This window comes from Faecalimonas nexilis (genome assembly GCF_059731825.1).
In genome coordinates this window covers 94,594-115,352 of sequence record NZ_AP029189.1, presented here as the reverse complement: position 1 = coordinate 115,352, position 20,759 = coordinate 94,594, and the positions used below count along the sequence as shown (strand labels likewise).

Below are 20,759 nucleotides of genomic sequence, written 5' to 3'. Positions count from 1 at the left end.
GAGGGCGGCCATATCATCCGCTTCGAGTCTTAGGAAGGGGATGATAACATGGTTACATATTCGGATTTATTTACGTTTGTAATTATGATATGCGCTATTATTACATTAGTCAGAAATGACAAAGACAGAAAATAGCCGCCCTGCTCTCTGGTAAAGAATTAGGCGGCTATCTCTGATAGTTACTTTTTAATTTTTCGCCGAGGCGGATAGGTTTGAGCTATCTTCTCGACTGTCTTAGTAAGTATATTATAGTCAAAATTATAAAATATGTCAATTATCTTCAACCATTTCACACGCTGCCCGGCTTGAAATGAAAGGAGATAGACACATGCCAACTTACAAAGACGAAAAGACCGGCACATGGTTCGTAAAATGTTACTATACCGATTACATGGGGAATAAGAAACAGAAGAAAAAGAGAGGATTTGCACGTCAGAAAGATGCTAAGGAATGGGAATACAGTTTCCTCAGCTCCCTGCAGTATGATTCAGACACTACTTTCGGGAGTGTCTCTAATGACTTCATAGAGGAAAATACGCCTAGAAGACGAAAGACAACGATTAGAAGCTATAATATTGCCCTTAAGCATATTTTGCCCACATTTAAGGATATACCGCTCTCAGAGATTAATGAGAAGATGATTATCCTGTGGCAAAATGAACTGTTAAACACGGAACTTTCAGAGGTATACATCAATAAAATTGATACCATGTTCCGCACAATATATAAATATGGGGCAAAACGCTGTGGACTACGCTCCAATCCATTTGACGGCATAGAGAAGATTGGAAAAGCAAGCAACAAATCACTGCACTTTTGGACGCATGAACAGTATAATGCGTTCATACCATACATTGAGCAGCCTACTACACGAATGGCTTTTCAAGTGCTTTACTACTGCGGTATTCGTATAGGCGAGTTATTCGCCCTCACAGCCGGAGATATTGACTTAGATGAACAAATCATGCATATTACCAAATCATTGCAGAGAATGGAGCGTCAGGACGTTATAACCCCACCAAAAACACGCAAAGGAATAAGGGATATAACCTTACCTAATTTTCTTGTGAAAGAACTTGAAAATTACATGTCAATGATATATGATTGTAACGGCGAAACTAGGTTGTTTGAAATTTCCAAGCAATCGCTATATTATCCAATGAAAAAATATTCAGAGATTGCCAGAGTTCCGCGAATACGCATACATGACATAAGACATTCTCACGTTGCCTTGTTGATTGAAAAGGGTGTTTCTCCGCTCGCTATCGCTGAAAGACTCGGGCATGATGATATAAAGATTACGCTCGGAACTTATGGGCATTTATACCCAAATAAACAACGAGAGATTGCGGACCTCTTGAATACTTTATAATAAAATAGTACCGTTTCAGTACCAAGAAGTATTAACAATCCCTCAGCAACCTTGATTTTAAGCCAAAAATATAAAGAGTGTTCGCGACCTTCCACTCGTAAAACAAAACTAAAGGAGAAAACAGAATATGAAAAACAAAAGTGTATTATTTATGGCACAGGCAGCCATGATCGCTGCAATCTATGTGGTGTTGACAATCGTATTTGCACCATTCAGCTTTGGGGAGGTGCAGGTTCGTATCGCTGAAGCATTGACTATCTTACCGGTATTTACTCCGGCAGCTATTCCGGGACTATTCATCGGATGTCTGATTGGTAACATCCTCGGTGGTGCGCTTCTTCCGGATATTATTTTCGGAAGCCTTGCAACGTTAATCGGTGCGTTATTTACTTATTTGTTACGTAAAAGATCAAAATTCCTTGCACCACTTCCTCCGATTTTGGCAAATATTGTCGTTGTTCCTTTTGTACTTCGCTATGCTTACGGTGTACTACTCCCAATCCCATTTATGATGCTCACAGTCGGCATCGGCGAGATTATTTCATGCGGTGTACTGGGAATGATTGTATATACTGCCTTACACAAATATCAATATATACTTTTTAAAAAACAAGTCTCATAGTAAAAAATAGGAAAGAGTGATGATATTCTCTTTCCTATTTTTTTATATGTTTTTCACTTGACATATATAGTCTACCGATATATTATATAGTTAAACTATATATAGTTATCCTACACATAAAAAGGAGGTATTTCAATGTCAATTGATAAAACATTAGTTTCAGGGAGTGTTACGATGCTCCTTCTCAAGCTTTTGTCGGAAAAGGATATGTATGGGTACGAGATGATTTCCACATTACGTGAGCGTTCACAGAATGTTTTCGAACTGAAAGCCGGTTCCTTATATCCTTTGCTTCACAATCTGGAAGGAAAGAATATTGTGGCTTCTTACGAGAAAGAGGTACTTGGAAAAGTACGAAAGTATTATCACATAACCAAAGAGGGGCATGCATTATTGGTTCAGAAACAAGAAGAATGGAACGAATATGTCGGTGCTGTAGCCGACGTCATGTTATTGGAGGTGTAATCTATATGGAGGAATATTTGAAAACTTTATTAGAACAAATCCGCTGTAAAAAAGCACATGCTTCCATTTATCATGAAATCAGGGGGCACATCGAAGAACAGGTGGCAGACAATATAGCAGAGGACATGAGCAAAGACGATGCTTTAAAAGCGGCGCTAAATGATATGGGGGATCCTGTTCAGACAGGTGTGGAGATGGATCAGCTCCATCGCCCGCAGATGGCTTGGCGCATAATTGTGGCAATCGGTATACTGACACTTTTCAGCATTTTGATACAGTATCTCGTCACGAGATATATTCCAGACAATAACGCATATTTTTTCCGCCATCATATATTTAATGCAATAATCAGTTTTAGTGCGATGATTGTAGTCTATAGGATCGATTACAGCCTGATCGGAAAATATTCCAAGTGGATTGCCACGATCTTCCTATTGTTTTTCGCTTTCCAAATATTTATAGTGGAGATGCGCCTCAACGGAACTCTTTATATGCGCATTTTATCCAAAGTGCTTATAATGTCACCGTTGTTCTTTCTGTACGTGCCGCTTTTCGGCGCAATCCTATATCAGTATCGAGGAAAGGGCTGGCGCGTTGTTCCAAAAATTTTCATTTGGATGGCTCTTCCGCTTTTTTTAACGCTGGAGCTGCCGAATCTCGGGGTAACCATTTCACTATTTTTCATGCTGGCAAGCCTATTGACCATTGCTGTATGGAAAGGATGGTTTACATTCCATAAAAAGAAATTTTTGACGGCATTTTGGGGAATCTCTATTTCATTCCCGATTGCCAGTGTTGCGATTCTGATGCAGACCGGAAAGCTTGCGCTATATCAAATTGCACGTATTCACGCATTGTTTGATCCTACGGTGGAAAACCATGCACTGCAAACACTCCGCAGTATCGTAACAAACAGCGCTTTTATCGGCGCAAGCAATAAGAAATCACTACTGCAGGAAGGGCAAAACAGTGATTATATTCTATCCACACTTTCCGCTTATTACGGAATATTAGTGGCTCTTGTTGCCGTTCTTCTTATTCTCTTATTGATCAGAAAAATATTCCAGATTTCTTCCTCACAGAAAAATCAGCTTGGAATGATGATGGGATACGGATGTGGAATAGTATTTTTTGTCTCCGCTTTTTGGAATGTGCTAGTTACACTTGGACTTGTATTTCCTACCTACACTTTTTTACCATTTTTCTCCTATGGGGGCGTTACTATGGTTGTAACTTACATTCTTCTGGGAATTGTACTCAGCATTTATCGGTACAAAAATGTGTTATCCGACACATACATGTACAAAAAAAATTGGGATGTCGCCTAAGCGATACCCCAATTTTTTTCTTATTTCACATATCCGATAAACGTGTGACCACTTCCAGCTACCATAGAATCAATTTCTTCTGCTGTACTTGTTCTGACTGCTCCGTCTGCCGGATCAATATAAGTGACTGTTGATGTGTCATATCCGATCAAAAGTACTGCATTGGAACTATCTGTCATTGCGATGACCGGAGTTCCTCTTCCGATAATATAAAGCATCTCCTCTGTTGTGCATCCAGTCAAATCCATTCCCTCTCCGCCGGAATATTCACTTAGAATATCAATTGCCGATTTACCTGCGTTCATCTCCTCTGCCACATTGACGTTCTTGCCCTCCAACGCCAAAATTTGGCGAATACATGCCACAAAGGTCGACTCACCTTCCTGAACCGTAAATCCTTCCATCTCCACTTCATACCGAAGATCGCGGTTTCCTCTCTCCCAGACGTACGCCTGATCTGAAGATACCACTACGCCTGATACCTCATCGGCCTTTTGAACTGCATATCCGGCCTTGTCATATAAGCCAAGCATCTGTCCAAGACCGTATACATAGAATTTTCCTTTTTCACTCTCACTGTCAAACGCAACCGTTGTAGGATTCTCATACAATACCTGCTTCGGTTTTAAAATCTTTGGTTTCTTATCATCGATACCATCTGCATATACAAGTCGGTATTGCAGCTCTTTCAAACTGGTCGAGTATTCCTGTAAAGAAATATTGCTCTCCGCCTTCTCCTCATTATTTGTAATATAATCTCTGTCTATTGAAGTATAAGTATCTCCGCTTTTTGTCACACGGTTCAATGTGATCATATTGTTTTCCACAAATACATCTGAAATATAAACATTTTCAAATTCATATGTCTTTACAATCTTGTCATCAGAGTCCTTGATTTCCAGCTTGTACATTGGAAGTATCTCAGAACCGGACACTGTTTTCCCTGCATCTGACGCTCTTAAGGTTCCATACACAAAGTCTTCTGAGATAAATCCAAGAGGTCGTATATTTTCACCTTCTGCCGCTGTCACCTTCTGTGTCTCTCCGGTCATGAAATTCAAAATAGTCACTTCCGTAGAATCATTGAGTCCTCCATTATCCTGGTAAGCAATCAGATGTCCGTCGTCTCCCGCAACGTACTGACCTTCTGCTAACGATTCTACAACCGCTTCTTTTTCACCGGTCTTCAAATTTACTTTATAAATAGTTCCGTCCACTAACACATACAACATGTTCTGTTCATTGTTGTAATATACCAGTTTCCCAAGCTCCTCTTCTGCAATTGCAAAAGATTTATTACTTGGAATAAACGCTTTCTCTTCCACAACATTTTGAGACAGATTAAAGTAGTAAATCGCCGCACCTACTTCTCCTTCATGTTCCCCACGGTTCATATAGCCATAGACTGCAAATGTCGTATTTCCATCCTTATCCATGGAAATAATTTTGATCGCATGCTGGTCATACAGATTCCGCACATCTTCTTTCTCCGTATCTGCAAAACTAAATACAAGCGCCAACGAATCTTCATTCTTATCAAAGCACCACAGTTCTCTCTCCTGAATAAATGACACAATACTTCCGTCCTCATTTGTCTCATATTGAACATTTTTCGGAACAATTCCAAGGTTGATTCCTTTTCCCGATAAAATCTGGTTAGAAGACTCCAATATCTGATTCATCGTCCTGTCATAATCCAAAAGATAAAGCTTTCCTTTCAGATAGCGCACACGGAAGAATTCTCTTACATTATATGTCTCCTGATCATTGTCGTCTCCTTTACACTTAACTTGATATTTCAACTGAATCGCCGTGTAAGTAGAATTTGTTTCTTTAATATCCCACTGGATATCGCCGGAAATCTCAGGTGAAAGTTTTCCCCATGTGACATGATCCAGATCTGAATGGATCGTCACATGTTGAAGTGTGGTATTATCTCCCTCTTCATTTGGTTCAATCACAGCTGTAATACTGTCTGTGTCTGACTTATTCAACATATTCGTGTGAAGTGTGTTCGCAAAATCAATACATTCCTTCACATAGTATTCATCTGACTTCACAATTCTTGTATAATAGCGAATTTTATTGTCTTTATCTATGTTCAATGTAATCTTCAAAACACCTTCTGTCCCCTCGGTCAGAACATTTCCGACACTCAAGGTCATTGTTTCTTTAAGTGTCTTCTCCGTCTTTTGTAAAAGCCGGTCCTCTCCGTTTAATGTATATACCTCATACGTAAGCGACTCCGGATCCATCTCATACAAATTCATACGAATCTCTACTGTGTTATCTGCATTCACTGGTGTGATCGTATCGCGCATTGCCGGAATATTCATCTCATCCTTATATCCCACAAGATGATTGATTTCATCTCCGTCCGTCACAAAGGAAATCATCGGGAATGTCGCCGCATTCATCTCGACTGTCATGTCAGAATTGCCCTGATTCGTGATAAAACTGAACACGATCACAGCAACGATAAAAACAGCCGTCAAAACCCCTATTTTAATGATTCTGTCTTTCATTTACTATACCTCTTTTTCTTCTAATAGCTTTTTCAATGTAGGCGCGATATTCAAAAACTGCTCGCAGGCCTCCAATTTCTCCCCATTCTTTTTTTGATTCCCACTCTTCACCGCACGAATCAGGATATTTTTTGGCGTATGCTCCATATCGATAAACTCTAAAATCTGTGCATCATAGCCTTGTCCTTCCAAATATTCCGCCCGCATCGCATCGGTCACAAGTGCTGCCAATCGCTCCTTGATCAGACCATATTTCAGGATCGGTGCAAGAGTCTCATTTTTGATCTGCCTGTTCAATTCATGCTGACAACACGGAACGGAGAAGATTACCTTTGCATTCCATCCGACCGCTTTTGCAAGCGCAAAATCTGTTGCAGTGTCACAGGCATGCAGCGTCACGACCATGTCCACTTCATTCACGCCCGTATAGTCCGCAATATTCCCCTCCAAAAACTTCAGCTTTTTATATCCATATTTTTCACTCAGCTCATTACAATGACGTATCACCTCTTTTTTCGGGTCCAATCCTATAATACGAACATCTATCTGTTTTAATTCATGCAGATAATAATACATTGCAAATGTCAGATAAGATTTTCCACATCCGAAATCAAGAATTGTCACTTCCTTGTCCCTGTCAAGCTGTGGCAGGATATCTTCTATAAATTCCAGAAAACGGTTAATCTGACGAAACTTGTCGAATTTTGTCCTGACAATCTTTCCTTCTGCCGTCATGACTCCCAAATCCTGCAGAAACGGAACTGTTGTTCCTTCCTCTAAGATATACCGCTTACTTCTATTATGAGAAAGATCCACTTCTTTTACACAGCCAGTCTGCTGCTTTTTCTGAATCGTCACCTTCCCTTTTTTACTCACAAGCACTGTGTATTTTACTGTTTTTGTCTCCATCTGCATCTGGCGAAACTTTTCCATATATCCGCACAGTACAGACACCGCCTGAGCTGCATCACAATTTTCATGAAACACCTGATTGTTTTGGTGTTCCTCACACTGAAACAGCAACACTCCCTTTTTCAAAATCGGTCTTACCTTCACTTTTTTTAGCCCGTCTTTCTCTCGCGGATTGCTAAGCGTTGCTGCAATAAAATCTATATTCAAACTCTGTTGTAACAGTTCTTTTATTTTTTCCATAAAACTGACCTCTTTTACTTTTTTCAACTATCACCCATTATTCTACAAGTTCTGCACCCGAAACGCAAGAAAGACAAGGAATTTTTTCATCCCCTGTCTTTCATTTTGTTACTAACCCGTAACCTCTTTTAAGATTTTGTCACACTTTGTCCGACAACCGCCTTCGGAAATACGATCGTAACCTTGAATAAATCTCCATCCAGATACAGTTCAAATTTTCCGCCCTGTAATTCTGTCAGATTCTTTGCAATCGAAAGACCAAGACCACTGCCTTCCGTACTTCTTGATACATCTCCCCGGATAAACCGCTCGGTCAGCTCATCTGCCGAGATATTTAATGGCTGCTCAGAGATATTCTTCAACGAAAACTCCACTGTATGCTCTTTTTCAATCAAATCCGCATAAACTCTCGTACCTTCCAGCGCGTATTTTGCCGCATTGTTATAAATATTCTCAATTACACGCCACATCCGTCTTCCATCGGTGCGGACCATAACCGGCTTCTCCGGAACATTCAGCACAATCTGAAGATTTCGCTTTTCAAATTTCTCCGCAAACTCACCGGTTGTCTGATTAATCATTTCCACAAAATTGATATTCATATATTCCATCGTAATATTCCCACTGCTAATCTTCGACGCTTCTACCACATCCTCCGTCAGATGTTTCAGCCTCTGGGCCTTAGCCTCCAGAATATCCAAATATCCTTGAATCTTCGGATCTTGAATATTTTCACGTTTCAACAAATCAACATAATTAATGATTGATGTAAGCGGTGTCTTAATGTCATGAGATACGTTTGTGATCAGATCCGTCTTCAAACGCTCATCTTTCATACTTTTCTCTACCGCTTTGCTCAAGCCTTCCCCGATATGGTTGATGTGCAATGCCATATCAAGTTCATCATCTTTCAAGCCCTTCGTCGGAATCTGATACTCTACATTTCCATCTGCAATGTGACGAATTCCATCTTTGAGTCTCTGTCTTGCAATCGCTTTTCGGATCAGATAATACAGCGTCACTCCCTCAACGAGGAACATGACAAACATCCAGCCGCCGGTTCCCATTGTACCGATCGCAATCCAGTGTACCACAATAAATGCCAGTGCACCTGCTGTCACTTTAAATGTGCAGCTTCTATATGCAAAAAACTTCTTCAGACCACGAATCAGCCAGCGCAGAACACTGTTCTTCCACAGCATTTTCGCCTTAATTCTTCGAACAATACTCAGATAGCCGATAAAAAATGCCGCACAGCATAAAAGCATCGCAAAACCTAGCAAGATCCAATCATCATCTAAAAATCCTCGTTCCAAAATCGTCGCCGCATAGGTTCGATATCCATTGCTCCAGTATTTCACACCCCACGTGTCAATAAGCGCATAGACAAAAGAGAGTGCCAACACCCACACACCAGCAATCAACGCAAGCGCAAGCTCCGTCTTAACCCGGTCAAACCACATAAGGTGCACACCTTCATCTTTTCGAGTGCGCCCTGCAATGATGGTGAGCCATACAAATCCAATAAAGAATCCCGCAATCGAAACAAGTGCGACAGCAAGCATTGTGTTAATCATTGGCGCATATTTATCAAACAGCTTATTTTGCAAATAAAAGCTGTCCTGAATCGGATATTTCGTATCAACCGAAACCACATACATATAGTTGTCTGTACCGGCCATTGTTCTCGAAGACCAATTGTCCGCTTCCGTATCCAGATTTGTCTTGAAATCCGCAAGTTTTGGTGTCACAACTACATACTTTCCACTCTCGGTGAGATTTTTTACATATTCCTGCATGTTGTTAATGTCCGTATATACCTGTCGGTTCGTGTATAATTTTCCACTGTTAAAATCTGCAAATATATAGGTAAGGTTTGTGTTTCCTTCTGTCCAGTATTCCTGGAACTGCTCATATGCGCTCAGTTCACTTTCCAGATTAGAAAGCGTGTTACTCAATGCTCGATAAATCTCACTGAGCTTTCCATTCCACTTTGGATTCTCATTTACAATCTGCAGCAATGACTTTCCATCTGCCGTCATATAGCGCTCCGGAATAGCAGTCATATTCCAGCAATCCGTATAGACTACCTTTCCATCCGCATCCAATACCTGCATCACATCTTCATCATAATAATTCTCTTCTACATATCCATCTTCCAACTCTTCCATCTGATCAACATCAGAAGTATCGTCTGAGAACTTCAGTCCTTCTTTGAACAGCTTTGCAAACTCTTCTTCCGTATAGTATGCGTATGTACCATCCGTTTTTTTGCATACGATAATATTGTCTCCTGAGCTTTCCTCCGTTCCCCAATTGTCAACCCAGTCCGATAAATCTCCTAAGCGATATGCGATTCCGGATTCATCTTCCCCTGTAATCTTTTGGGAATCCATATATGCCATAATATCCACAAACTTATTCGCATCATATTTTCCGTCTGTCTCAAAATTCTTCTGAAGATCAATCTGATTCAAAATAGTGTGCGATGCCGACTGCAGATTCTCTTCAAACCCTCTTGTTTCCTTATACTCACCCTTTGAAAGATCATTGAGATTCTTCCCATACTCCTGTCCCGGATAAATCAAAATAAATACAACACAAAGCACTGCCAGTACTGCAAAAATATGCTCCAGAATCAGAAGAATTCCTTTCATCGGTGCTGATTTGTACCAATGTTTCATAAATACTCCCTTCTAAAGCTTTTCTATCTTATATCCTACCCCCCACACAACTTTCAGATATCTTGGTTCTTTCGGGTTAATTTCGATTTTCTCACGAATATGGCGAATATGAACTGCAACTGTGTTGTCCGCTCCTATCGCCTCTTCGTTCCAGATATTTTCATAAATCTGGTCGATAGAAAAGACTTTCCCTTGATTTTTTACTAATAGCAACAAAATATTGTACTCAATCGGTGTCAGTCTTACCGATTCACCATCTACCGTCACTTCTTTAAGTTCATCGTTAATCGAAAGTCCGCCGACTTCGTACACTTCTTTCTTCTCATCCTGCACTGTGCTTCCAAGCTGTGTGTATCTTCTAAGCTGCGATTTTGCTCTCGCAACAAGCTCTAACGGATTAAATGGTTTTGTAACATAATCATCCGCTCCAATATTCAGTCCCAAAATCTTATCTGCATCCTCTGATTTTGCAGATAAAATAATAATTGGCAGACTGTTCTCTTCACGAATCTTAAGGGTTGCTCTGATTCCGTCCAGTCTTGGCATCATCACATCCATAATCAGGAGATCGACGTGCTCTTTTTTCAATGTCTGAATCGCTTCCTCTCCATCATAGGCTTTTAATACCTCATAACCTTCCTGTGTCAAATATATTTCAATTGCCTCCACAATTTCTTTGTCATCATCACATACTAATATTTTAAACATAATCATCACCTCCCTTGTAGTATACAAGATTATCAAACAAATTTTAAGAGGCAGATAGGAAATTTCTTAATATTCGTTTAATTTAAAAACCCGCACATCATTCCGATGTGCGGATCCTAATATCCTATAGCCCTTTTGCCTTTTTTACACAAGCTTTCATTGCTTCTATTACACTGCCTGTGCCGCAAACTGATAAGCCTGCTGCCCCGGCATTCCATCCGCAACTGCTCCATCTGCCATTGCCTCAATCAGCATAAACACATATGCCGGCGAACTTCCACTGACAGATACAACCACATCCATTAAGTTTTCACTTAATACCTGAGCCATTCCAAATCCACTCAAAATATTACATATATAATCAAGCTCTTCTTTTGTAACTAAATCATTGTGGCAAACACCTGTGATTCCTTCTCCTACCAGAGCAGGGGTATTTGGCATCGTACGTACAAGTTTTACCGGTTTTGCAAATGCACCCGCCAGATATTCCAATGTCTTACCCGGTGCAATAGTAACAATAATCTGAGTTTCTGTAATCAGCTCTTTGATTTCTTTAATTACTGCATCATAAAACTGTGGTTTCACAGACAGAACGAGCACTTCTGCTGTTCTTGCAACCTCTTTATTGTCTGTAGTAACATGAATTCCAAGACTTTCTTTTGCCTGTCTGAGCCCCGGCTCATACAAGTCAGATGCAATCACTTCCTCCGGCTTAAAAATATTATTTTTTAAAATACCGCCAATCATTGCTTTCGCCATATTTCTGGCGCCTATAAATCCTAATTTCATAATCTTATTCTCCTTGCTTTTTAATTAAATGACTGCTCTGTTCTCTCAATAATCTCATCTTGAAGCGCTTTGCTCAGGTTACGGAAATGATCACTATATCCCGCAACACGCACAATCAAATCTTTATACTCAGGTAGAAATTAAACACATCTTTCATGATGTTATCTGCATAATCATCGTCATTTCCATTAATCTGTTTCTATTTTTATATCTCTTTAATAAAATTATTTTTTCTTTTAGAATCTAATCATATTTTGGACACATTTTTCTTTTATACTTAGAGTCAGATAGTTGATAGAACAACTATCTCCCCCCTCATAAAGTAATCATCTTCAGATTTGAAGATGTACACTTTACTCTCATTCCTTTAGATAACTATAAAACAACGAACCCCGTTAACCTTTCGGTTAACGGGGTTTCGCTGTTTACGGGCTTCCCCAGAATTTGGATTTATCACCTCAAACTATGTTTTCAGCATAACATACTTTTTCTCCCTCGCGGGATAAAAACTAACGCCAGAACTGCAACAAACATCGTTAAAATTTCCGCTCCTGGAACTGCAAGCCAGATTCCATTCATTCCCCAAAATTGTGGCAGCACTATCAAAAACAGCAACAACAACGCGAACGAGCGAAGGAATGTAATTCCTCCTGCAAAATATCCTTTCCCATAAGCCATCATACGTACTGCTGAGAAAATGTTAATTCCGGAAAACAAAAATCCCAAACCATATATCCGCATTCCGGAAACCGCCAGTGTATATACACTGCTATGTTTATCGGCAAAAAAAGATACACACATTGGTGCCAGAAAAAAAGTCAATGCATAAATTACAATCGGGGCAATACTGAAAAAACGATATGCATACCTCTCAAGAGCACGGCATACATCAAGTTTTTTATCTCCATATGCATATCCAAGCGGAGGTGCCATCCCCATAGAAAAACCGGAATAAATCCCAATAAACAAAAATTGCAGATACATAATAATGGAGACAGCAGCTATCCCATCTTCTCCGGCAAACGCCATCGCCGTTCTATTAAAAACAATTGTTGTGATCGCGATTGCCAATTGATTCACAAACTCGGACGTTCCGTTTATCATACAGTTAAATCCTATCTTGAAAGACAGTCCTCGAAATGTAAATTCCAAGGTATGTTTCTTCTTCACAAAATAGTAAAGTCCCATAGAAAAAGAAAGTAGCAGTCCTAAAATCGTAGCAAGTGCAGCTCCCAAAATCCCCATGTCCATACATCCCACAAAAACATAGTCCAATACAATATTTAGTAGACCTCCTGCAAGCGCCGTCAAAAAGCTGTAAGTGGGTGAGCCGTCCACGCGAATAAAATAAGTAAGCAGCTCTTTTCCAATGACAACAGGAGTACCGACAAGCCACCAAAAAGCATATGTTTTGCAATCACTCATCGTTAATTGTGTCGCGCCCAGTAATTCCAATAGCGCAGGAAGTTTTATCCAGATTAAGGCAGATACACCGCATCCAACCAACAGTGACAGCAGCATGCTGACAGAAAATGTTCTGTTTGCTTCTTCTTTTCTTTCCCCACCGATATGAAGCGCTGCAAGTGCACTCCCACCTGTTGCAAACGCCAGTGCAATTCCCGTCAATATATTTACAATCGGATACACAATATTGATAGCCGCTAATGCATTTGTCCCCACATAGGACGACACAAAAATTCCATCCACAATGGTATATACCGTATTAAACAATGCCGTCAAATACGTTGGGATAATAAACTTTAATAATTTTCCAAACCGCACTTCCTTCGCTGAATCAAAAATCAATAATTTTTCCATATGTTCCCCCTCCTCAGTGCTATTTTAAACCTTAAAGTAACTTGAAGGTCAACACAAAATATCTTATAATGAAAGAAAAATTATCAGGAGCAATCATCATGAAAAAACAATTTCACATTGGAGAGATTTCAGAATTTTTCAATCTGCCTGCTTCCACCTTACGTCACTGGGAAAGCACAGGGATTTTGACACCAAAAAAGAATCACGAAAATAACTACCGCGAGTATACGATAGAAGACTTTATGAATCTCTCCGATATTATTTTTTACAAAAGTCTGGGACTCCCGCTCAAACAGATACAAACGATGGAACAGTCCACCCCTGAAGAGCATTCCTTTTTATTACATGAAAAAATTGATGAATTAGTTCAGCAACAGCAAGAACTTCAGCACCGAATGCAAAAACTTCGCAATCATCTAAATGCTATAAATACTTTAAATGAGCTGAAATCCCATCCATTCACAGAAGTCGACATCGATACCGACTGTATTGTCTCTTTTGATTTAGGTGAAATCGAAAAACTCCGACAATATATTGAGAATCCGTATCTGTATTCTCGTGTACAGCATTCAGAACATATTCAGTCAGAGCTTCGGGGATTGACGATTCCGTCTGAACAGCGCTCTTTGTTTCCCGATACTCAGGTACTTTGGGAGAAGAGCAGACACCGTTACATCGCTTGTTTGATGAAAGAAGAAGTCACGGAAGGATTTCCTAATAATTTGTCTCAACTGCTGTCGCAGATTCAAAAGACATACCGCACCGGTTTTATAATCAGCCGATTTTTATTGCGTGCCAAAGAAAATGGAAAGCTCTATGACTTTTACAAAACATTTGTTGAAATTGAGGAGGATTCTTATTTATGTTAACATCACTTGCATTTATTTTTCTCGTAGGTCTTGCTGCCGCAGCTATTTGTCAGCAATTAAAGCTACCCCGTATTATTGGAATGCTCATCACCGGAATCATTCTAGGTCCATATGTTCTTGACTTGCTTGATCCTTCTATTTTGTCCATTTCATCCGAGTTACGGCAAATGGCTCTGATCATCATTCTGTTAAAGGCCGGATTGTCATTAGATCTGTCTGACTTAAAAAAAGTCGGGCGTCCCGCTGTTTTGATGTCATTTGTACCTGCAAGTTTTGAAATACTCGCTTTTTTCCTTTTTGCCCCTCATATTTTGGGGATTAAACCGATTGAGGCAGCTGTCATGGGAGCCGTTCTCGCTGCAGTATCTCCTGCTATTGTCGTGCCACGAATGGTCCGCCTGATGGACCAGAATTACGGTACAGATAAAAGTATTCCGCAGCTTATCCTTGCCGGTGCCTCCTGCGATGATATTTTTGTCATCGTGCTGTTTTCCACATTTTCCAATATGGCCCAAGGTGGAAATGCACATCTGATGGATTTTGTCAACATTCCGGTTTCCATCTTGTTCGGCATCGTACTCGGTGGCATTACCGGGTATCTGCTCAGTTTATTTTTCGAGACAGCATATGCACACAAGCATTGTGTCCGAAACAGTATGAAAGTGATTATTGTATTAGGAATTTCTTTTTTGTTAATGGCAATTGAAACGTGGATGAAAGACATTGTATCTATATCCGGTCTTTTAGCTGTTGTAAGCATGGCATGCCTGTTAAAAATTAAAAGCACCACTTTTGTTTCCAAAAGACTTTCTGATAAATTTGGGAAATTGTGGCTCGCCGCAGAAGTCATTCTGTTTGTTTTGGTCGGAGCTGCTGTAGATATCCGCTATACACTAAACGCAGGCGGCGCTGCCATTCTCATGATACTGGTTGCACTTCTATTTCGTTCTGTCGGAGTTGCGATATGCCTTATCCGGACAAGGCTCACAAAAAAAGAACGGTTATTCTGTATCCTTTCCTATCTTCCAAAGGCTACCGTTCAGGCTGCTATTGGCTCTGTTCCGCTTGCTATGGGACTCCCTTGCGGACAGATTGTCCTTTCCGTTGCAGTTTTAGGAATTTTAATCACTGCCCCGCTTGGTGCCATATTGATCGATGGCACTTACAAAAAACTACTTTGCCAATCAAAAAATAAGAAATAACTGAACGTTTTCATTGATTCTTCAAAAACTGTTCACATTTTTCTTACTTTTCTATCACACTTTTTACACAAAAAGCCAGTATACTAATAACCATAAAAGATATTAATCTTTTTATATCATTTTCTTTTTCATAATTGCCGGTCATAAGACCGGCTTTTCCTCTGTTTATCCCCTTTTTATATACAACATAAATCTTCTTAAGATTAACTTAATAAAATTTCCTTTTCTTTTAGAATTTAATCATATTTTGGACACATTTTTCTTTTATACTAAAGTCAGATAGTTGATAGAACAACTATCTCCCCCCTCATAAAGTAATTCATCTTCGGGGTAACTCGAAGATGTACACTTTACTCTCATTCCTTTAAATAACCAAAAAAGAAAGCTGTTACAGCTTTCTTTTTTTGTCTATCTTTTTCGTTTTTCCATCCAAGTCAGCAAATCGTCAAAAACCAGACTACGATCCACTTCATTTAAAATCTCATGGCGGTCATTTTCATATAACTTCATAGAAACATCTTCTATTCCACATGATTTGTAATTTTTATAAATGTTTTCCACACTCTTTCCAAAGTTACCAACAGGGTCGTCTTTTCCAGCAACCAAAAATATAGGAAGTGTCTTTGGTATCTTTCCATTTTTTTCCTGATGGTTTACTGCCAGTATTCCACAGAACATCTGATAATAAGCGTTTACGGTAAACACAAAGCTGCATAACGGATCTTTTGCATACTTTTGAGAATTAACGGGATTCCTTGACAGCCAGTCCGAACCATTTGTCTCTTGTGAGAACTTCTTATTGAAACCGCCAAACGCCATATTGTTCACCAATTTACTGCGGTATTCCCAGCCTTTTCCAAAAGCAATAATACGACATAGCACTTTGCCGGCTGTAAGAAGCAGATTGGACTTGCTTCCAGTTCCCATCACAATGGCTCCCGAAATGCCATCCCCATATAATCCAAGATACTGTCGAAGCAGAAAAGATCCCATACTATGTCCCAGCATAAAATATGGTACATCTTTATATTTTTTCTTCGTTATCTTTCTCAAATGGTGAATATCTCCTATCACGTAGGTATTTCCTTTGGATTCATGAAAAAATCCAAGCTTATCTTTTGACGTGACAGATTTGCCATGACCTAGATGGTCATGGCCCACAACATAATATCCTTTTTCTGCTAGAAATCGTGCAAATTCATCGTAGCGGTCAATATGCTCCACCATACCATGGCACATCTGCAATACCGCCGCCACTTTCCCATCCGGTATCCACTCAATTGCATGAATCTGCGTGGCGCCGTCTTTGGATGGATAATAAAATTCGTTTTTCACTACTCTTTTGTTCATTTACATCATCTGCTATCTATCATGAATTCTTATATAATCTCTGTGCGGACACAATGGTTTATAAGCCGGACGGATGATCTTATCCACATTCTTCAGCTCTTCTAACCGGTGTGCACTCCAACCTACGATACGTGCTGCCGCAAAAATCGGTGTATAAAGCGCTTTTGGAAGCCCAAGCATTCCATATACCAAACCACTGTAAAAATCGACATTTGCGTTAACACCTTTGTAAATTCTACGTTTTTCCCCAATCACTTCTGGCGCCATATGCTCTACCATCTCATACAAAGCATATTCTTTTTCGCAGCCTTTCTCCGTTGCAAGCTGCTTTACAAATTTTTTAAAGATATCTGCTCTTGGGTCAGAAACAGAATATACTGCATGTCCCATTCCATAGATCAGCCCTTTTTTATCAAATGCTTTTTTATCAAGCAGATCTTCCAAATATTTACGAACTGCATCCCTGTCTTCCCAGTCTGACAAATGTTCTTTCATATCTTCAAACATCTGTGTCACCTTAATATTGGCGCCACCATGCTTTGGCCCTTTCAAAGATGCCATCGCTGCCGCCATAGTCGAATAGGTATCTGTTCCGGATGAAGTTACAACGTGTGTCGTAAAGGTCGAGTTATTTCCACCGCCGTGATCCATATGTAATACTAATGCCATATCCAGAATCTTTGCCTCTAATGGTGTATATTTCCGATCTTCACGAAGCATCATTAAAATATTTTCCGCCATAGACAGTTCTTTTAATGGTGCATAGATATATAAATCTTCACCTCTGCGATAATTGTAAGCATGATAGCCATATACCATTAACATCGGGAACTGGCTGATCAAATTCAGACACTGGCGCAGAACATTCGGAATCGATGTGTCATCCGCTTTTTCATCGTAAGAATACAGATTCAGTATAGAGCGTGACAAACTATTCATCATATCTCTGCTTGGTGCTTTCATAATAATATCACGCACAAAATTCGGTGGAAGTGTTCTTCTCTCTGACAATGCTTCTGTAAATCTCTTCAGCTGCCCTTCTGTCGGAAGTTCCCCGAACAACAGCAGATATGTCGTCTCTTCAAATCCGTAATGTCCCTCTGCCAAAAATCCATTCACCAGATCCTTGATATTGTAACCCCGGTAATACAAATTTCCCTCACACGGTACTTCCTCACCGTCTACAATCTGAGATGCACAGACATCAGAAATGTTAGTCAGCCCGGCGAGAACACCCTTTCCGTTGACATCACGCAGGCCTCTTTTTACCTGATATTCTGTATATAACTCTTTTTCAATTGCATTGCTTTCTTCACACAATTTTGCAAGCTGCAAAATCTCTGGTGTAATGTCAAACAATAACTCGTCTATTGAATTTGCCATAGCCATTCCCCTTTCCGTCTTTAAAGTATTGTAGTTTATTATACTAAATTGTAAATAAAAAAACAACAAATATATCATGAACGATTTCTTAAAAAAGAGACAAATTTTTGTAAAATTTGTCTCTTTTTTCAAAATATTCTAATTGCTCGTCGGAAAATATGGTCTCAATGCTCCCGCCACATTACTGATCGGCATCGTCTGAAGCCAAACGCGTCCAGGTCCCGTAATCACTGTATTAAACAGTCCCTCTCCTCCAAATACGACATTTTTTAATCCTCTGATTGTCTGAATGTCCATCTGGCAGCTTGGTGTCATCGCCGCAAGATGTCCTGAATCAATTACGATCTGCTGTCCCGGCTGCAGTTCATATTCCACTACATGACCATCAAACTCAGCAAAAACCGTTCCTATTCCAGACACCCTCTGCAAGATAAATCCTTCTCCACCGAACAATCCCGATGCCACTTTTTTGTGGAAATGAATCGACAGTTCCACACCTGCTTCTCCCGCAAGAAACGCACTTTTCTGGAAAATCATCTCATTTCCAGGTGATACCTGAAATGCCTTGATAGAACCCGGAAAGCTTGAAGCAAATGCGATCATTCCATTTCCGCCCTGTGCTGTGTAAGTATTTTGAAATAAAGCTTCTCCTGAAAATGCTCTTCCAAATACTTTTCCGATACCTCCGTTTGATGTCGTCTGCATCTCCATATTCGGTGACATCCACGACATTGATCCACGCTCTGTGATCATTTTTTCACCGGATTCCAAATAACAGATGACAACCGGTAATGTCTCCCCTTTGATTTCATAACGCATATGAATCCCTCCTTTGTGAAGTTTATAGCTGCTGATTAATTCTATCACTAAGCACTGCAAATTCCTGCAATGTCAAAGCTTCACCTCTCACACTCGGACCTTTTCCAAGACTTTCGATCGCAGTTGTGATCACTTCTTTCGGAAGATGAATCTCCGGCGAATTATTCAGTCCGTTGGCAAGTGTTTTTCTTCTCTGATTAAAAGAAGCACGGATAATCTGGAACATTAATTTTTCATTTTCAACCTGTACCGGCGGTTCTTTATGACGTGTCAGACGAATGACTGCCGAACCAACCTTTGGTCTTGGCATAAAACAATTCGGCGGCACATTCGCAACAATATATGGTTCTGCGTAATACTGCACAGCGAGGGAAAGTGCCCCGTAATCTTTGGTCCCCGGTCCCACCTGCATCCGATCTGCCACCTCTTTTTGCACCATGACAGTAATACTTTCAATCGGTACATGGCTTTCAAACAAGCCCATAATAATCGGTGTCGTAATATAATACGGCAGATTTGCTACCACTTTGATCGGCTTGTTGTCATTATATTCCTTTGCAAGTTTTGGAATATCCACTTTCAGCACATCGTCATTGATCACAGTCACATTGTCGTATGCCTGCAACGTATCCTCCAAGATCGGAATCAATGCTTTGTCGATCTCCACCGCCACAACCTGTCTTGCAGCACATGCGAGATACTGTGTCATCGTCCCGATTCCCGGTCCGATCTCCAGCACAAAGTCATCCTTCGTAATCTCTGCTGAACTGATGATTTTATCCAACACATGTGTGTCGATCAAAAAATTCTGTCCAAACTTTTTCTGAAATGAAAAATCGTATTTTTGTAATATTTCAATTGTATTTTGCGGATTGCCTAATGTTGGCTTTGTCATATATTTACCTCAAATTCTAAATAAATCTCTTCCATTTTTCTCTGTGCGGCTAACAACTTCATCGTAGCTGATTCCTTTGAGCTGCGCGATCTCCTGAGCGATATAAGGAATATTCAGAGAAGAATTGCGTTTTCCTCGATTCGGAGCCGGTGCAAGATACGGCGAATCCGTCTCCAGCAGAATCTTTTCCATCGGTATATCTGCCACAACTTCTTTGAGTTTCTTGCTATTCTTAAATGTGACAACACCTCCGACACCGATGTGAAATCCCATCTTCACATATTCCTGCGCCATCTCTTTTGAATACGAAAAGCAATGAATTACACCGCGAAGTCCTTTTGCATGCTGCTGCATCATCTCAAGCGTGTCCGCCGCCGCATCTCTGCTGTGAATGATGACCGGAAGGTTGAATTCCCGCGCCAGTTCAAGCTGCCTTTGGAACCATTTTTTCTGTATCTCATGAGATTCGTTATCCCAATAATAGTCAAGTCCAATTTCTCCAACTGCCACAACCTTATCTCTCTTGCACTGTTCTCTCAAATATGCAAATTTTTCCTCATCCAGTATTCCTACTTCATCCGGATGCACACCTACTGCCGCATAGATAAATGGATACTCTTGTGCCAATTGTACCACTTCTGTGCAGGATTGAAAAGTGGCACCGACATTAATAATCGTGCCAATGCCATTTTCCTGCATAGAATTTAAAAGCTCTGTTCTGTCTTCCTCAAACTGCTCATCATCATAATGCGCATGGCTTTCAAATATCATTGCTTCC

16 protein-coding genes and 1 pseudogene are annotated in these 20,759 nt (G+C 40.1%); 6 read left to right on the top strand and 11 right to left on the bottom strand.

The annotated features are described in order from the left end of the window. Nucleotides 1-328 precede the first annotated feature (328 nt). The 4 genes from AC6I5B_RS00520 (at nucleotide 329) to AC6I5B_RS00505 (ending at nucleotide 3,787) form a co-directional block, all read left to right on the top strand. Entirely contained in the window at nucleotides 329-1,372 is a 1,044-nt protein-coding gene (locus tag AC6I5B_RS00520; RefSeq protein WP_044988008.1) for a site-specific integrase, read from the top strand. Nucleotides 1,373-1,499: 127 nt separating this feature from the next. Next, on the top strand, nucleotides 1,500-1,994 hold the full coding sequence (locus tag AC6I5B_RS00515) for a QueT transporter family protein (RefSeq protein WP_004614370.1): 495 nt from the start codon (nucleotides 1,500-1,502) through the stop codon (nucleotides 1,992-1,994). Nucleotides 1,995-2,129: 135 nt separating this feature from the next. Beyond that, nucleotides 2,130-2,459: a PadR family transcriptional regulator gene (locus AC6I5B_RS00510; protein ID WP_004614371.1), complete on the top strand. Its 330-nt coding sequence runs from the start codon at nucleotides 2,130-2,132 to the stop codon at nucleotides 2,457-2,459. A gap of 17 nt (nucleotides 2,460-2,476) precedes the next feature. Beyond that, entirely contained in the window at nucleotides 2,477-3,787 is a 1,311-nt protein-coding gene (locus AC6I5B_RS00505; protein WP_181989676.1) for an FtsW/RodA/SpoVE family cell cycle protein, read from the top strand. 20 nt (nucleotides 3,788-3,807) lie between these two features. Here AC6I5B_RS00505 and AC6I5B_RS00500 read toward each other — a convergent pair whose 3' ends face one another. The 6 genes and pseudogenes from AC6I5B_RS00500 to AC6I5B_RS00475 form a co-directional block, all read right to left on the bottom strand. Continuing rightward, the gene (locus tag AC6I5B_RS00500; protein ID WP_497773530.1) at nucleotides 3,808-6,312 is read right to left on the bottom strand and encodes a cysteine peptidase family C39 domain-containing protein; all 2,505 of its coding nucleotides are present in this window, start codon (nucleotides 6,310-6,312) and stop codon (nucleotides 3,808-3,810) included. Nucleotides 6,313-6,315: 3 nt separating this feature from the next. Continuing rightward, nucleotides 6,316-7,464, bottom strand: coding sequence for a class I SAM-dependent methyltransferase (locus tag AC6I5B_RS00495; protein WP_497773529.1), 1,149 nt, complete (start codon nucleotides 7,462-7,464; stop codon nucleotides 6,316-6,318). 128 nt (nucleotides 7,465-7,592) lie between these two features. Further along, nucleotides 7,593-10,148, bottom strand: coding sequence for a sensor histidine kinase (locus tag AC6I5B_RS00490; protein WP_004614375.1), 2,556 nt, complete (start codon nucleotides 10,146-10,148; stop codon nucleotides 7,593-7,595). A gap of 12 nt (nucleotides 10,149-10,160) precedes the next feature. Beyond that, nucleotides 10,161-10,856 carry a response regulator transcription factor gene (locus AC6I5B_RS00485; protein ID WP_022249867.1) on the bottom strand — a complete coding sequence of 232 codons (696 nt, stop codon included), beginning with the start codon at nucleotides 10,854-10,856 and terminating at the stop codon, nucleotides 10,161-10,163. Between the two features lie 171 nt (nucleotides 10,857-11,027). Then, nucleotides 11,028-11,645 (bottom strand): annotated as a pseudogene (locus AC6I5B_RS00480) (pyrroline-5-carboxylate reductase family protein); the annotation flags it as partial. A 471-nt stretch (nucleotides 11,646-12,116) separates the two neighbouring features. Next, nucleotides 12,117-13,463, bottom strand: a complete 1,347-nt coding sequence (locus tag AC6I5B_RS00475; RefSeq protein ID WP_004614378.1) for an MATE family efflux transporter — start codon at nucleotides 13,461-13,463, stop codon at nucleotides 12,117-12,119. 98 nt (nucleotides 13,464-13,561) lie between these two features. Between AC6I5B_RS00475 and AC6I5B_RS00470 the strand changes: the two genes are divergently transcribed. Then, nucleotides 13,562-14,332, top strand: a complete 771-nt coding sequence (locus tag AC6I5B_RS00470) for a MerR family transcriptional regulator (RefSeq protein ID WP_022250211.1) — start codon at nucleotides 13,562-13,564, stop codon at nucleotides 14,330-14,332. Then, nucleotides 14,326-15,534, top strand: a complete 1,209-nt coding sequence (locus tag AC6I5B_RS00465; protein WP_004614380.1) for a cation:proton antiporter — start codon at nucleotides 14,326-14,328, stop codon at nucleotides 15,532-15,534. The genes AC6I5B_RS00470 and AC6I5B_RS00465 overlap by 7 nt, the downstream gene beginning before the upstream one ends. Before the next feature lie 408 nt (nucleotides 15,535-15,942). Here AC6I5B_RS00465 and AC6I5B_RS00460 read toward each other — a convergent pair whose 3' ends face one another. From AC6I5B_RS00460 to AC6I5B_RS00440, 5 genes are all read right to left on the bottom strand, one after another. Next, nucleotides 15,943-16,884 carry an alpha/beta fold hydrolase gene (locus AC6I5B_RS00460; RefSeq protein ID WP_004614381.1) on the bottom strand — a complete coding sequence of 314 codons (942 nt, stop codon included), beginning with the start codon at nucleotides 16,882-16,884 and terminating at the stop codon, nucleotides 15,943-15,945. 12 nt (nucleotides 16,885-16,896) lie between these two features. Next, nucleotides 16,897-18,267, bottom strand: coding sequence for a citrate/2-methylcitrate synthase (locus tag AC6I5B_RS00455; protein ID WP_044988010.1), 1,371 nt, complete (start codon nucleotides 18,265-18,267; stop codon nucleotides 16,897-16,899). Between the two features lie 138 nt (nucleotides 18,268-18,405). After that, nucleotides 18,406-19,086, bottom strand: coding sequence for a TIGR00266 family protein (locus tag AC6I5B_RS00450; RefSeq protein WP_044988012.1), 681 nt, complete (start codon nucleotides 19,084-19,086; stop codon nucleotides 18,406-18,408). 22 nt (nucleotides 19,087-19,108) lie between these two features. Then, nucleotides 19,109-19,981: a 16S rRNA (adenine(1518)-N(6)/adenine(1519)-N(6))-dimethyltransferase RsmA gene (gene rsmA / locus AC6I5B_RS00445; protein ID WP_004614384.1), complete on the bottom strand. Its 873-nt coding sequence runs from the start codon at nucleotides 19,979-19,981 to the stop codon at nucleotides 19,109-19,111. Nucleotides 19,982-19,990: 9 nt separating this feature from the next. After that, nucleotides 19,991-20,752, bottom strand: a complete 762-nt coding sequence (locus AC6I5B_RS00440; protein WP_044988034.1) for a TatD family hydrolase — start codon at nucleotides 20,750-20,752, stop codon at nucleotides 19,991-19,993. Nucleotides 20,753-20,759: the final 7 nt, after the last annotated feature.

Coding starts and splice junctions, on each gene's coding strand:
- AC6I5B_RS00520 (WP_044988008.1), top strand. CDS start 329: ATGCCAACTTACAAAGACGAAAAGACCGGCACATGGTTCGTAAAATGT.
- AC6I5B_RS00515 (WP_004614370.1), top strand. CDS start 1,500: ATGAAAAACAAAAGTGTATTATTTATGGCACAGGCAGCCATGATCGCT.
- AC6I5B_RS00510 (WP_004614371.1), top strand. CDS start 2,130: ATGTCAATTGATAAAACATTAGTTTCAGGGAGTGTTACGATGCTCCTT.
- AC6I5B_RS00500 (WP_497773530.1), bottom strand. CDS start 6,312: ATGAAAGACAGAATCATTAAAATAGGGGTTTTGACGGCTGTTTTTATC.
- AC6I5B_RS00495 (WP_497773529.1), bottom strand. CDS start 7,464: ATGGAAAAAATAAAAGAACTGTTACAACAGAGTTTGAATATAGATTTT.
- AC6I5B_RS00490 (WP_004614375.1), bottom strand. CDS start 10,148: ATGAAACATTGGTACAAATCAGCACCGATGAAAGGAATTCTTCTGATT.
- AC6I5B_RS00485 (WP_022249867.1), bottom strand. CDS start 10,856: ATGTTTAAAATATTAGTATGTGATGATGACAAAGAAATTGTGGAGGCA.
- AC6I5B_RS00475 (WP_004614378.1), bottom strand. CDS start 13,463: ATGGAAAAATTATTGATTTTTGATTCAGCGAAGGAAGTGCGGTTTGGA.
- AC6I5B_RS00470 (WP_022250211.1), top strand. CDS start 13,562: ATGAAAAAACAATTTCACATTGGAGAGATTTCAGAATTTTTCAATCTG.
- AC6I5B_RS00465 (WP_004614380.1), top strand. CDS start 14,326: ATGTTAACATCACTTGCATTTATTTTTCTCGTAGGTCTTGCTGCCGCA.
- AC6I5B_RS00460 (WP_004614381.1), bottom strand. CDS start 16,884: ATGAACAAAAGAGTAGTGAAAAACGAATTTTATTATCCATCCAAAGAC.
- AC6I5B_RS00455 (WP_044988010.1), bottom strand. CDS start 18,267: ATGGCAAATTCAATAGACGAGTTATTGTTTGACATTACACCAGAGATT.
- AC6I5B_RS00450 (WP_044988012.1), bottom strand. CDS start 19,086: ATGCGTTATGAAATCAAAGGGGAGACATTACCGGTTGTCATCTGTTAT.
- rsmA (WP_004614384.1), bottom strand. CDS start 19,981: ATGACAAAGCCAACATTAGGCAATCCGCAAAATACAATTGAAATATTA.
- AC6I5B_RS00440 (WP_044988034.1), bottom strand. CDS start 20,752: ATGATATTTGAAAGCCATGCGCATTATGATGATGAGCAGTTTGAGGAA.